Raw genomic sequence first — 12,197 nt, forward strand, 5'->3', positions numbered from 1 at the left:
GTTCCCCCGTTGTCCGCCTGCGATCCCGCATCCCAGGGGCTCACATACCTGCACGTCAGATGGGCTGGGATGGTTCCACCGTCGCCAAGAGGGCGTCAGTCGTTGCGCGGGGATGCGGTGACCGCCGATGCTCTGGGTGTCGCACCGACCAGGGCCGGACCGGCCAAGCAGACGGCCGTCAAGGCCGCGGACAGGCTCCGTTGACGGGGCCGTCCGGGGCCCTCCTCCCGCCACGCCGCCACGGGCTCGGAGGGGCGGCCCGTAACCGACCTCCGCAGCACAGTCCGGCCATTCGGCCATTCGACCATGCGGCCATTCGAAAACGGAGAACAGACATGACCAGTAAGGCCCGCACCGCTCTCGTCGCCGGCGTCCTCACCGTCGGCCTCGGTCTCGGCACCGCCGTCCAGGCCTCCGCCGGGCCCCCGCGCAGCGTCAGCGGCAAGCCGTCCGACAACCTCACCCGCGTCGCCGACTTCTACGGCGCCTACATAGACGCGGTGATCGACGAGGACAGCGGCCACCTCGGGAAGGCCCTGCGCAGCCACTACCTCACCGCCGGCTTCCAGAAGGGGCTGAACGCCTGGGAGGCGAAGAACCACGCCAACGGCGTCCTGCGCGCGCAGAACGTGCCGCTCGCCTGGAAGGTCGCCGACAACGGCAGCATCGGCCGCAACACCGAGGTCGTCGTCACTTTGACCTTCGGCTCGGGGAAGGTGAAGCTCTTTGTCGATGTGAATCGCGGCCACCAGATCTTCCGCATCGACACCAAGAGCCTCCGCAAGTAGCGCAGCCCTCCTGCCTGGGCCACCGCATGGCCGATTCGAGGCGGTGGCCCGGGCAGGCGTCTGTGCGGAGCGGGGGGAATGCGCGACCACAGCGTAGGACCGCCGCTGTATTGCTGCCTGCCCTGGTGCGTCCCGTCGTCACCCACCCCAGGTGGGCTTCGGGGCGGGGACCTGTCGGCGCAGGACTGCGATCTCGTGCCGCGAGATCACTGTCTCCACGTCCTCGGCTGTGGAGGATCGGCACAGCAGAGCGAGCCATGCGAAGATCCGCGTGGCGACCAAGTAGAGCGTGTGCCGGATCGGTCGTTGTGTGAGTCGTCACAGGTCACGGGCTGTGAAGCCATTCAGGGTGGTGGCCTCAGCGCTGTTCAACGATGCGGGTCAAGAGTCGGTCGAGTACCTGCAACTCCTCTTCGCTGAGGACGCCGTACACCTCCGCCATCGTGCGCTGAACGGCAGCGTCGGCGGCCTTGAAGCGCGCGCGGCCGAGATCGGTGAGGTTCACGGCATGCGCTCGCCGGTCGACCTCGTTACGGTGTCGTTCGACGAGACCTCGCTGCTCAAGGTCGTCGATCTGGCGTCCCATCCCTGAGCGGTCGAGCCCGACGCGGTCCACAAGCTCGGTCTGGCTCAGCGGCTGGTCGGCGGCGAGGGACAGCAGCACGCTGTACTGCCGCGGCGTGAGCTCGAACTCGCTCAGCGCGTCGGCGAAGTTGCGGTCGGAGATGCGCCAAGCGAGAAACAGCGACATCCCGACGTGGACACCGTGGGCGGTGGCCAGCGCGCGCCGACTGCTTGCCCGAAGGTCGCTGGAATCCCTGGTCACGTCACCTGATGCTACCCGGCGAAACATGCTCCCGGATGATATTGTCCCAACTGGGAGTAGTTGATCGAGGCTGCGGCGCCATGAGTCGCCGAGCTGTGAAGGGACTGAGAACGAATGGGCCGTCTAGAGTCGAAGGTCGCTGTCGTCACGGGCGGAGCACTCGGGATGGGGGCGTCCCATGTGCGGACCTTCGTCGCCGAAGGCGCGCGCGTGGTGATCGCCGACATCCTGGAGGCGGAGGGCCGTGCACTCGCCGCCGAGCTCGGCGATGCCGCTCGCTTCATCCGTCTGGATGTGACCGACCCGGAGCAGTGGGCCGCGCTTGTCGCCGAGACCGAGCGGGAGTTCGGGCCGATCACCGTGCTGGTGAACAACGCCGGTGTCGCGGGGCCCTTCCTCCCCGCCGCAGAGCTCTCCATCGCCGACTACCGCCGCACGGTGGACGTTGACCTGAACGGCACCTTCTACGGAATGCACGCTGTCATCCCGGGCATGGTCGCGGCAGGCGGCGGGTCGATAGTGAACATCTCCTCCACAGCCGGGTTCCAAGGCAAGACCCCGAATGCTGCGTATTCGGCGTCGAAGTTCGGCGTGCGGGGTCTCGCGCGGGCCGCGGCCAAGGACTACGCAGCGGCGGGCGTTCGCGTGAACTGCGTTTGCCCGGGCATTGTGCGCACCCCGCTCATGGAGGCCACGTGGGATGAGGACGCCCAGGCGCAGGAGCGGCTGCGCGTGCCGACGGACCGCTTCGCGGATTCCGCGGAGCTCTCCGCTGCGGTGCTGTTCCTCGCCTCTGACGAGGCGTCGTATGTGACCGGCACCGACCTGCTCGTCGACGGTGGAATGAACGCCTGAGGCGCCACAGATCCGTTTCACGTGGGGCGGGCCAACAGTCACGCCCCACGTGCGCGGTCACGTGTCTGTGTTCCGTTTGGCACCGCAGGTGCTCCGCGCTGCGGAGTGCCGTAGCGCGGTTTCCCCCATGCCGGCACACTGCGATTCGCAGAACCGTGACCGAGCGGCGGAGGGGCAGATCCGGGTTCAGCGGTATTGGTACGACGAGCAGGGCATCCGCGCCGGCGAGGGCCCAAGCAGACCCGCGACCGGCTGGGCAGGCGCCAGCCACCGTGCCCTGGTCGTCGGTAGAAATCGCATCCCCGCACGGACCCGCAAGCGCGCTTCAGCCACGAGCCTGGGAAGGCCTAGGGGGCTGGCTGCAAAGACCGCCAGACCGAGTGAGGATGGCCCCTCTACCTGCGAACGCTGTACGGCGACCTGCCGTCGGCGCCGCGTGGGCCTGTCCGGCCAAAGACCCGTAGAGTCGCCCTGGCCCCGGGGGCGCGGCGTGCCGGGGGTGTCTCGTCAGGCTTCCCCGGTCGGCAGCGCATACAGCCGCGGGAGGTTGACCACGATCGCCTCCTGGGTGCTGCGGGCGATGACGACCACGGCCTCGTCGGCGGGGTCCGGGTTCTCCTCGCGGTGCGGCACGAACGGGGGCACGAAGATGTAGTCACCGGGTGAGGTGCGCAGGCGTACTTCCTCGGGCTGCGGGCCCGAGTCGTCGAGGAAGACGAACTCGGGATGCCCGCTCACCACGTAGATGGCGGTCTCGGACTCGCCATGGTGATGGTCGGAGGAGGAGGTGGAGGGGGCGACGTGGGTCTGGCCCATCCACAGCTTTTCGGAGCCCACTGTGGTGCCGCTGACTGCGGCGAATCTGCGCATGCCACCGGTCTGTGCCGTGTCGCCGTCGAGAGCGTCGGCCCGGATGTGGTGCAGGCGGGCGCGCAGGGGTGCTGCCGGATGCCCTGCGGCGTCATGGAGATGGGGATGGAAACCTTCGCCGGCGGTCGTCAACGGCTCGCTCATGAGTGGGGACGCTAAAGCGGCCGGGAAAGGATGTCAAGAGGTGTCCATTGCCCTTCACCTGCGGCAATGTTCCCGCAATGGAGGCGGGGGAGCCGAGGCCGGCCTCGCGACCAGCACCTGGTCGGGCATGATGTGCGCATGCATATCTCCGCGAAGGCGGACTACGCGACGCGGGCCCTGCTGGAGCTCGCCTGCGAACCTGCCCGCCCGCTCACGTGCGAGGCCATGGCCTCCTCGCAGCAGGTCCCTTTCCGGTTCCTCAAGTCCGTGGTGGGCGAGCTGCGCAGGGCCGGTCTGGTGCGCAGCCAGCGCGGCTGCGAGGGCGGGTACTGGCTCGGACGCCCCGCCGACGAGATCACCCTCCTGGATGTCGCGCGCGCCGTGGACGGCGAGTTGATCACCTTGCGGGGCGAGTCGCTGGCCGGGCTCGACTACCCCGGTCCCGCCGCCGGTCTGCCCGGGGTCTGGCGCCGGCTCGAAGCGGATGCCGCCGCACTCCTGGGCGGGACGACGCTCGCCGCGCTGCTGCCCGCCGCGGCGGGCGGACAGCTGAGCCACAAGGGAGCCGTGTGACGCCCGCAGCGGACCAGCCGACGGTGGAGGTGGTGGAGTACACCGACCCGCTGTGCCCCTGGGCCTGGGGATCGGAGCCCGTCTTCCGCCGGCTCCGTGCGGCGCTCGCGGGCCGCGTCCGCTGGCGTCGCGCGTACTGCATCCTCTTCGACCACGGCGACGATCCGGCGCCCGACCCGGTTGCGGAAACCGCCTGGTATGCGCGCTATGTCGAGGACGTCACCGTCCACACGCAGGCGCCCAGGGCGCCGCGACTGAGCCGCGTGGCCGCGAGTTCGTGGCCGTCCTCGCTCATCGCCAAGGCCGCCGAACTGCAGGGCGCCGATGTGGCCGAACGGGTGCTGCGCCGACTGCGGGAGACGGTCTTCGTCCTCGGCGAACCGGCGGACACTCCCGCGCTGGCGCTGTCGGCGGTACGGGGCACGCCCGGTCTGGATCTTGAGCGGCTGGCCGCCGACGCGGCGTCGGCCGCCGTGCTGGAGCGGGTGCGCGCCGACCGGGCCGAAGCCCGTCGTCCGGTCGGTGAGGTGCTGTCCGTACGCGACGGGTCCCCGCATCCCGGCGCCGCCAAGGAGACCGCCGACGGCGAATACCGGTACGCGCTGCCGACGTTGCTGGTCCGCACCCCTGCCGGGTATCGCGTCGTGCCGGGCTGGCGGTCGTACGAGGAGTACGCCTCGGCGGTCGACGAGCTGAGCCCCGGGCTGCTGCCGGCCCCCGTGACGCTGGCCCCGGCGGAGGCGCTCGCACGGTACCGAAGCCTGACCGACCCGGAGCGCAGACTGCTGACGCACGGCCCATGGCCCCCGGCCGACGCGGTCCGCGTCGAGACCGGCAACGGTCCTCTGTGGCTGCATATGGAGGAGGCCGCCGTGCACCCGGCCGGTGGCCGCAGCGCTTCCACGGCGCCCTGACAGGCCTCTGATCAGCGGTCACGGCCGTCCCGCCGAATGAGACACCAATTGGTGTCCATTGACAGTCGCCGCACGCTGCCCCCAGGATGTGCACCATGCTCACGACGCACCCCGGTGTGGTGTGCCGCTACGTGGATCTGCGGCGCACCTGCAGCGCTCTCTGTCGCTGACCGCCTGCCGCCCACGGCCCACTGGCGCCTGACCCCGCTCTCGTAGGCACCGGCCAACCGCCGCTTCGCCGCCCAGCGCCGGTCTTGTCGCGCCGCTTCCTTCGGGCCTCGTCGCCTCCCGCTCCTTCCGCGTCCCGGCCCTTTCCCCCCCGCGACCCCGCGACCCCGCCGGCGCCCGGTGCCATGCCATGGGCACCCCATGCCATGCCCTGGGCGCGGCATGCCCATGTGTGCACGAAGTGCGCACCGGCCTGCCCGTGCAGGGCTGAGCGGTCGTCCGGCACCGGGGCGAACCGCCCTTGCTCCCGATCCGCCGCCCCGACACGGGTCGGAGCCTTCGAAGAAAGACAACAGAGATGTCCGGACGACTCACGTCCCACCGCTCCAGACTGGACCTTCGCCCCGCCCGGCTGCGCGCCGCGGCCCTGGGGACCGCCCTCGCCACCGTGCTCGTCCCCGCCCTCAGCGCCTGCGGCGGCGACCCCGCTTCGGCGACCGGCAGCGCCACACTGAAGTGGGCCTCCTCCTACTTCCCCACCCACTGGGACCCGGTGGTCGGCGGCAGCGGCGCCCAGTTCCGCGAACTCGCCCTGGTGTACGCCTCGTTGACCCGCACCGACGAGAACGGCAAGGCCGTGCCCGACCTGGCCAAGAGCTGGGAGTACAACGCCAAGGGCGACCAGATCACGTTTCACCTGCACCCCGACCTGAAGTTCAGCGACGGTGAGCCGGTCAACGCCGCCGCCGTGAAGGCCGCCATCGAACGGGCCCAGCAGCAGAAGAACTCCGCGCTCTTCGGCGACCTCAAGTCGATCAGTTCCGTGGATGCCAACGGGCTGGACGCGGTGATCCACCTCACCCAGGTCGACTACCAGATCCCCCAACTCCTCGGTGAGCGCGTCCTGCAGATCGCCAGCCCCAAGGCGGCCGCGTCCCCCGACACACTGGACCAGGCCCCGGTCGGTGCCGGGCCGTTCATCGTCACGCAGCTGGTACCAGGCACCAAGGCGGTCCTGAGGAAGAACCCGGACTACTGGGACGCGAAGAACATCCACATCGACAACGTCGAGCTGACCTCGGCCCCCGACGCCCTGACGGTCGTGTCCGGACTGCAGACCGGCGTCTACAACTTCGCCGACATCGCGCCCAGTCAGGCCGAAGCCGCCAGGAAGGCCGGCCTCGACGTCTTCGTCCAGCCCGGCTTCAACGCCTCCAACATCAGCCTCAACATCAACAAGGCGCCGTTCAACAACGACAAGGTCGTCGACGCGGTCCGCTACGCGATCGACCGTCAGGAGTTCGTCGACAAGCTCACCTTCGGCTACGGCTCGGTGACCAACCAGCCGTTCCCCAAGGGGTACGTGGCCTACGACCCGCAGTCCGCGAACGACTACGCCTACGACCCGGCGAAGTCGAAGCAGCTGCTCGCCGAGGCCGGTTACAAACCAGGCGACATCAAGCTCAACCTGGTCATCCCGGCGGAGGACCCCCAAGCGGAGATCGTCCAGGCGCAGTTGGCGAAGGTCGGCATCACCGCCGACATCAAGATCGACAAGAACTGGGCCACCCCGTTCTTCGCCAAGGACCTGACGTTCTCGCTGTACGGCACCACGGGGCGTGACTCCGCCGCCCAGACCCTGACCGCGCACTTCGGCCCCAACGGCCCGCTCAACCTCAGCTCACCCTATGAGCCGGCCGGCTTCGAGGAGGCCATCGCCAAGGTCCGGCAGACCCCGCTGGACTCGTCCGACTACGCGACCGTCCTTCAGGCCGCGACCCGGGTCGGCCTGCAGAGCAAGGCGTTGATCTTCACATACTCGTCGCCCAACCTCATCGCCAAGAGCAAGTCCATCTCCGCCCTGCCCAAGAACCCGGCCCACATCGACTGGACCGGCGTGACCATCTCCGGCAGCAACTGACACTCCGTCCACTACAAGAGAGGGGGCAAGCCATGACGACGACGGAGGCACCGGCCACACCCGACGTCCGTCACCAGGCCGCCACGACCCGGACGCGGAGCGCACTGGGCCGCGTCCTGGTCACCCTCGCCCGGTCGGTCGTGATCTTCGTGCCTGTCTTCCTGGTCGCGACGTTCGTGACATTCGCGCTGCGGTCACTGAGCGGGCTCAGCCCGGCGCGGATCCAGCTGGGTGAGGACGCAGCTCCTGAAGCAATCGCCCGAGTCGAGGCGCAGTGGGGCCTCGACCGGCCCTTCCTGGTCCAGTACGGGGACTGGTTGGGCGGCATCCTGCACGGACAGCTCGGCACCAGCTGGACCCACGGCGCCGACATCTCCACCCTCATCGGCCTCGGCCTGGGCGTGAGCCTGTCGGTGGCGACCTTCGCACTGCTCATCGGTGTGATCGCGGGCTTCGCCCTCGGCGCGGTCGCGGCGCTGCGCCGCACCACGTGGGTCGACCGCGCGATCACGGGCTTTGTCACGGTGATCTCGGTGATGCCGGCCTTCGTCGTCGGCATCGTGCTGGTCGCGGTCTTCGCGGTGGGACTGCACATGTTCCCGTCCGCCGGCTACGTCCCTGCGGCGCAGGGGTTCGGCCCGTGGCTCGCCCACATCACCCTCCCGGCCATCGCCCTGAGTTTCGACGTCGTCGCCGATGTCGCCCGCCAACTGCGCACCAGCCTCATCGCGGCCTACCGCGAGAACTACGTGACGGGGGCGGTGGTCCGGGGGCTCAGTCCGCGTCGGATCTTCTTCGGCCATGTGCTGCGCAACGGCCTCGGCCCGGCGCTCGCCACCCTCGGTCTGAAATTCCCCTCCCTGGTGGGCGCCTCCGTCGTCACAGAGTGGATCTTCGGGCTCCAGGGCTTCGGCAGATTTGCCAACGACTCCGCCCAGGCCGGCGACGTACCGGCCGTGCAGGGCGTCCTCGTGGTGTCGATCGTCCTGGTCGTCGCCTTCAACCTGATCGTCAACCTGGTGCTGGCGCGCGTGACGCCGGCATCCCAGCGGGGGGTGTGACCATGGTGCGCCGCGTGCTGTCCCTCACGTCCGGCCGGATCGCCCTGGCCATCCTGACCGTGATCGCCCTGCTCGCCCTGCTCGGCCCGCTCATCGCGCCCCACGACCCGCTGGCCACCACCGACAACACCCTTGCCGACGCCTCGGGCAGCCATTGGCTGGGCACGGACTACCTCGGCCGCGATGTGCTGAGCCGGCTTCTCGACGGCTCCCGGGTCAGCGTGCTCGGCACGCTCGAGGTCGCGCTCACAGCGCTGGGGGTCGGGGCGGTCCCCGGCATCCTGTCGGTCTACTTCGGACGGGTCTTCGAGTGGATCACCCTGCGGTTGACCGACACCCTGGTCGCCCTGCCCTTCCTGCTGTTCGCCGTCGCCGTGGTCGCGCTGCTCGGCAACGGCCTCACCCAGGCGATGCTGGTCACGGGGGTGCTGGTGTCCCCGCTGTTCTACCGGGTGGCCCGCGCCGCCACGCTGGCCGTGGCCCGCTCGCCGTATGTGGAGGCGGCGCTGCTCTCCGGTGCCTCCATCGGCTGGGTCGTACGCCGCCACGTCTGGGTCAAGGTGCTCCCGCCGATCGCGGTGGCACTCGCCCAGACCATCGGCGTCGGCTTCGTCATCGTCTCGACCCTGACCTTCCTGGGGATCGGCATCCAGCCCCCCGCGCCCACCTGGGGTGGCCTGCTCGCCTCGGATCTGGGCTACCTCAGCCAGCAGCCGTGGGCACCGCTCGTCCCCGCCCTGCTGATCATGGTCACCGTCTGGGCCTGCAACCTTCTCGCCGACGCGATCCGCGACGTCTCCGGCGAAGCGGGCCGCGCGCTGGTCGACAACCGCAGGGCGCGCGCCAACCGTCTCGCTGACGCTGACGCTGACGCTGACGCTGACGCTGACGCTGACGCTGACGCCGACACCGATGCCCACGCCGACGCCGCTCACGTTCACGCCGGAGGTGCGTGATGGCCGTTCTCTCCGAGAAAGCCCTCATCGAGGTCGAGAAGGCGGATGCGGCCGAGCCCGTCCGCCCGACCGACCCGTCGACGCCGGTCCTGTCCGTACGCGATGTGCGCATCAGCGACCAGGCCGGCGGCCGTGAGATCGTCCACGGTGTCAGCTTCACGCTCACGCCCGGCAAGGCCGTCGGCATCGTCGGCGAGTCCGGCAGCGGAAAGACCCTCACCTGCCGTGCGGCGCTGGGCATCCTGCCCGCCCACTTCGGGATCACCGACGGCTCGATCGAGATCGACGGCACCGACACCGCGGCCCTCTCGTCCGCGCAGTGGACCGCCCTGCGGGGCGCCACCCTCAGCGCGGTCTTCCAGGACCCGGCGTCCTATCTCAACCCGTCGATCCGGGTGGGCGCGCAGATCGCCGAGGTCGTCCGGGTCAAGAAGGGACTGAAGCGGCGCGAGGCCCGCCGGCGAGCGATCGAACTGCTGCGCGCCGTGCACCTGCGGGACCCGGAGCTGGTCTACAGCCAGTACACCTACGAACTCTCCGGCGGCATGCTCCAACGAGTCCTCATCGCGGCGGCGATCGCCGCCGACCCGCGGATCCTCATCGCCGACGAGGCCACGACCGCGCTGGACGTCACCGTCCAGGCCGAGATCCTCGACCTGCTGGCCGACCTGCGCGAGCGAACCGGCCTGGCCCTCGTCCTGGTCTCCCACGACCTGGCCGTCGTCGCCCAGCTGTGCGACGAGGTCCTCGTCATGCGGCAGGGCGACGTGGTCGAACAGGGCCCGACCCACGAGGTGCTCCACCACCCGAAGCACGAGTACACCCGGCTGCTGATCGCCGAGCACGAACAGTACGGCCTGGACAAGTTCCTCGTCTCCGAGGAGGACGCGTGAGCACCAACCCGTCGCGGAAGCCGACCGGCTCCGAGGAGTCCGCGGTCCCCGTCCTGGAGGTCACGAACCTGGAGGTGCACTACGGGCTGCGCCGGCGCCGTCGCCGTGCCCTGCGCGGTGTCTCCCTGAGCGTCGCGCCGGGCGAGACCGTCGGCATCATCGGCGAGACCGGCTCGGGCAAGTCGACGCTCGCACGGGCCGCGCTCGGCCTGGTACGCGCCTCGGCGGGCTCGCTCGTGATCGACGGCGTGGAGGTGGGCGCGTACGGCCACCGCCAGTGGCGCGACCTGCGCCGCCGGGGCGTGGTCCAGTACGTCTTCCAGGACCCCCTTCGCAGCCTCGATCCGGACCTGACGATCGAGGCGTCCCTGACCGAACCGCTGCTCATCCAGGGCGTGCCCCGGCAGGAGGCGGCGTCCCGGACGCGCGCGTTCCTCTCCCGGGTCCGGCTCTCCGCCGATCTGCTCGACCGACTGCCCGGTGAGCTGTCCGGCGGTCAGCGCCAACGCATGGCGGTGGCCCGCGCGTTGGTGACCGAGCCGCGTCTGGTCATCCTCGACGAGCCGGTCAGCGCCCTGGACTCCGCCAACCGCGTGCAGATCCTCCAGATCCTCAAGGAACTCCGCGCCGACGGGGTGGCCCTCGTCTTCATCTCCCACGACCTCGGCTCCGTCGCCGGGGTCGCCGACCGCATCGCCGTGCTGTACCAGGGCGAGCTGGTCGAGGTCGGCACCGCCGGCGACGTCATCAACCAGCCCCAGCACGCCTACACGCGGCTGCTCGTCCGGTCCGCGCCGACCCTGCACAGCGCGGCGGCGGACCGCGCCGAACGTGAAGCCCTGCGCGCCCTCCTGCACGCCTGAGTCCACTCCAGACAGGAACAGCCATGTCCCGCACGATCCATCTCGCACTCCACCCGTACGGCGTGGGCGGTCCCGGCCAGCACGGCCTGTGGAAGGACCCGCGCGTCGCGAAGAACGCCAGCATCGACATCGACTACTACATCCGGCTGGCCCAGGCGGCCGAACACGCCCTGTTCGACGCGCTGTTCATCGTCGACAGCCAGTTCATCAACGCGACCTACCCGGCGCACTACCTCAACCGCCTGGAGCCGCTGACCCTGCTGTCGGCTGTCGCCACCCACACCCGGCACATCGGCCTGGTGGGCACGGCGAGTTCGACGTACAACTCGCCGTTCAACCTCGCCCGCCGGTTCGCCTCGCTCGACCACATCAGCGGCGGGCGGGCCGGCTGGAACGTGGTGACCAGCTTCGACACCGGCACGTCGAGGAACTTCGGGCTCGACGAGCACCTCGACTACACCACCCGCTACGGCCGCGCCCTGGAGTTCGTCCAGGTCGCCCGTGGCCTGTGGGACTCCTACGAGGACGACGCCTTCCCCGCCGACGTGGCACGCAACGTCTTCCTCGACCCGGCCAAGCTGCACGAACTCCACCACGTGGGCGAGCACTTCAAGGTCGCCGGTCCGCTGAACCTCTCCCGCTCCCCGCAGGGTCAGCCGGTGATCTTCCAGGCCGGAGTGTCCGAGGAGGGCCGTGACCTCGCCGCGCAGGTCGCCGAGGGCATCTACGCGCCGGGCGGCACCCTTCAGCAGGCGCAGGAGTACTACACGGACATCAAGAAGCGGACCGCCGCCTACGGTCGCGACCCCGACCACATCAAGATCTTCATCCACGGGGGCCCGGTCGTCGCCGCCACGGACGAGGCGGCCCGGCGCCGCGAGCGGGAGATCTTCGAGGAGGACAACGACTTCGACCGCAACCTCGCGCTGCTGGGCCGTTCCTTCGGGGCCTACGACTTCAGCGTCCACGACCTGGACGGGCCGTTCCCCGACGTCGCGCACCTCGCGGAGAAGAGCGGCCGCACGGGCGCCGCGAAGCTCATCGAGCAAGCCAGGGCAGAGAACCTGACGCTTCGCCAAGTGGCCGCGAATGCCAACCAGTTCCGGCAGTCACCCTTCGTCGGGGCGCCGCAGACCGTCGCCGACACCATCGAGCAGTGGTTCGACGCCGGCACCTTCGACGGCATCAACCTGGCCTTCCGCACCGAGGACGAACTGGACTACTTCATCGACGGCGTCGTCCCGATCCTGCAGAAGCGCGGACTGTTCCGCACCGAGTACGCGAGCGACACCCTGCGCGGCAACCTCGGTCTGCCGATCCCCGCCAACCGCCACGCCCCCGAGCGCCAGCTCGTGAACGACTGAG

The 12,197-nt window shown here is 69.9% G+C and carries 12 protein-coding genes; 10 read left to right on the plus strand and 2 right to left on the minus strand.

Annotated elements, in window-relative coordinates:
• Positions 1-335: 335 nt before the first annotated feature.
• The gene (locus C7M71_RS25005) at positions 336-788 is read left to right on the plus strand and encodes a hypothetical protein (RefSeq protein WP_111489058.1); all 453 of its coding nucleotides are present in this window, start codon (positions 336-338) and stop codon (positions 786-788) included.
• Between the two features lie 358 nt (positions 789-1,146).
• Here the strand turns inward: C7M71_RS25005 and C7M71_RS25010 are convergent, their stop codons facing one another.
• The gene (locus C7M71_RS25010) at positions 1,147-1,614 is read right to left on the minus strand and encodes a MarR family winged helix-turn-helix transcriptional regulator (RefSeq protein ID WP_162824355.1); all 468 of its coding nucleotides are present in this window, start codon (positions 1,612-1,614) and stop codon (positions 1,147-1,149) included.
• A gap of 114 nt (positions 1,615-1,728) precedes the next feature.
• On the opposite strand from C7M71_RS25010, the gene C7M71_RS25015 reads away from it, so the two are divergent.
• Complete coding sequence (locus tag C7M71_RS25015) at positions 1,729-2,469, plus strand: SDR family NAD(P)-dependent oxidoreductase (RefSeq protein WP_111489054.1); 741 nt, start codon at positions 1,729-1,731, stop codon at positions 2,467-2,469.
• A 507-nt stretch (positions 2,470-2,976) separates the two neighbouring features.
• Here C7M71_RS25015 and C7M71_RS25020 read toward each other — a convergent pair.
• Positions 2,977-3,483: a cupin domain-containing protein gene (locus C7M71_RS25020; protein ID WP_111489052.1), complete on the minus strand. Its 507-nt coding sequence runs from the start codon at positions 3,481-3,483 to the stop codon at positions 2,977-2,979.
• A gap of 138 nt (positions 3,484-3,621) precedes the next feature.
• Between C7M71_RS25020 and C7M71_RS25025 the strand changes: the two genes are divergently transcribed.
• The 8 genes from C7M71_RS25025 (at position 3,622) to C7M71_RS25060 (ending at position 12,196) form a co-directional block, all read left to right on the plus strand.
• Positions 3,622-4,056 (plus strand): RrF2 family transcriptional regulator, encoded by a 435-nt coding sequence (locus C7M71_RS25025; protein ID WP_111489050.1) that lies wholly within the window; start codon positions 3,622-3,624, stop codon positions 4,054-4,056.
• Positions 4,053-4,970, plus strand: a complete 918-nt coding sequence (locus C7M71_RS25030; RefSeq protein WP_111489048.1) for a DsbA family oxidoreductase — start codon at positions 4,053-4,055, stop codon at positions 4,968-4,970. The genes C7M71_RS25025 and C7M71_RS25030 overlap by 4 nt, the downstream gene beginning before the upstream one ends.
• Before the next feature lie 526 nt (positions 4,971-5,496).
• Positions 5,497-7,059 (plus strand): ABC transporter substrate-binding protein, encoded by a 1,563-nt coding sequence (locus C7M71_RS25035; protein ID WP_111489046.1) that lies wholly within the window; start codon positions 5,497-5,499, stop codon positions 7,057-7,059.
• 32 nt (positions 7,060-7,091) lie between these two features.
• Positions 7,092-8,120, plus strand: a complete 1,029-nt coding sequence (locus C7M71_RS25040; protein ID WP_111489044.1) for an ABC transporter permease — start codon at positions 7,092-7,094, stop codon at positions 8,118-8,120.
• Between the two features lie 2 nt (positions 8,121-8,122).
• The gene (locus C7M71_RS25045) at positions 8,123-9,076 is read left to right on the plus strand and encodes an ABC transporter permease (RefSeq protein ID WP_111489042.1); all 954 of its coding nucleotides are present in this window, start codon (positions 8,123-8,125) and stop codon (positions 9,074-9,076) included.
• Complete coding sequence (locus tag C7M71_RS25050) at positions 9,076-9,969, plus strand: ABC transporter ATP-binding protein (RefSeq protein WP_111489040.1); 894 nt, start codon at positions 9,076-9,078, stop codon at positions 9,967-9,969. Before C7M71_RS25045 ends, C7M71_RS25050 begins: the two co-directional genes overlap by 1 nt.
• Positions 9,966-10,832 (plus strand): ABC transporter ATP-binding protein, encoded by an 867-nt coding sequence (locus C7M71_RS25055; RefSeq protein WP_111489038.1) that lies wholly within the window; start codon positions 9,966-9,968, stop codon positions 10,830-10,832. The genes C7M71_RS25050 and C7M71_RS25055 overlap by 4 nt, the downstream gene beginning before the upstream one ends.
• Positions 10,833-10,855: 23 nt before the next feature.
• The gene (locus tag C7M71_RS25060) at positions 10,856-12,196 is read left to right on the plus strand and encodes an LLM class flavin-dependent oxidoreductase (RefSeq protein WP_111489036.1); all 1,341 of its coding nucleotides are present in this window, start codon (positions 10,856-10,858) and stop codon (positions 12,194-12,196) included.
• The last annotated feature ends 1 nt before the right edge of the window (position 12,197 follow it).

Source organism: Peterkaempfera bronchialis, from assembly GCF_003258605.2.
Classification (GTDB): Bacteria; Actinomycetota; Actinomycetes; order Streptomycetales; family Streptomycetaceae; genus Peterkaempfera; species Peterkaempfera bronchialis.

What these genes read in the sequence shown, in the direction of transcription:
- C7M71_RS25005 (WP_111489058.1), top strand. Translation starts at nt 336, where the DNA reads ATGACCAGTAAGGCCCGCACCGCTCTCGTCGCCGGCGTCCTCACCGTC.
- C7M71_RS25015 (WP_111489054.1), top strand. Translation starts at nt 1,729, where the DNA reads ATGGGCCGTCTAGAGTCGAAGGTCGCTGTCGTCACGGGCGGAGCACTC.
- C7M71_RS25020 (WP_111489052.1), bottom strand. Translation starts at nt 3,483, where the DNA reads ATGAGCGAGCCGTTGACGACCGCCGGCGAAGGTTTCCATCCCCATCTC.
- C7M71_RS25025 (WP_111489050.1), top strand. Translation starts at nt 3,622, where the DNA reads ATGCATATCTCCGCGAAGGCGGACTACGCGACGCGGGCCCTGCTGGAG.
- C7M71_RS25035 (WP_111489046.1), top strand. Translation starts at nt 5,497, where the DNA reads ATGTCCGGACGACTCACGTCCCACCGCTCCAGACTGGACCTTCGCCCC.
- C7M71_RS25040 (WP_111489044.1), top strand. Translation starts at nt 7,092, where the DNA reads ATGACGACGACGGAGGCACCGGCCACACCCGACGTCCGTCACCAGGCC.
- C7M71_RS25045 (WP_111489042.1), top strand. Translation starts at nt 8,123, where the DNA reads ATGGTGCGCCGCGTGCTGTCCCTCACGTCCGGCCGGATCGCCCTGGCC.
- C7M71_RS25050 (WP_111489040.1), top strand. Translation starts at nt 9,076, where the DNA reads ATGGCCGTTCTCTCCGAGAAAGCCCTCATCGAGGTCGAGAAGGCGGAT.
- C7M71_RS25060 (WP_111489036.1), top strand. Translation starts at nt 10,856, where the DNA reads ATGTCCCGCACGATCCATCTCGCACTCCACCCGTACGGCGTGGGCGGT.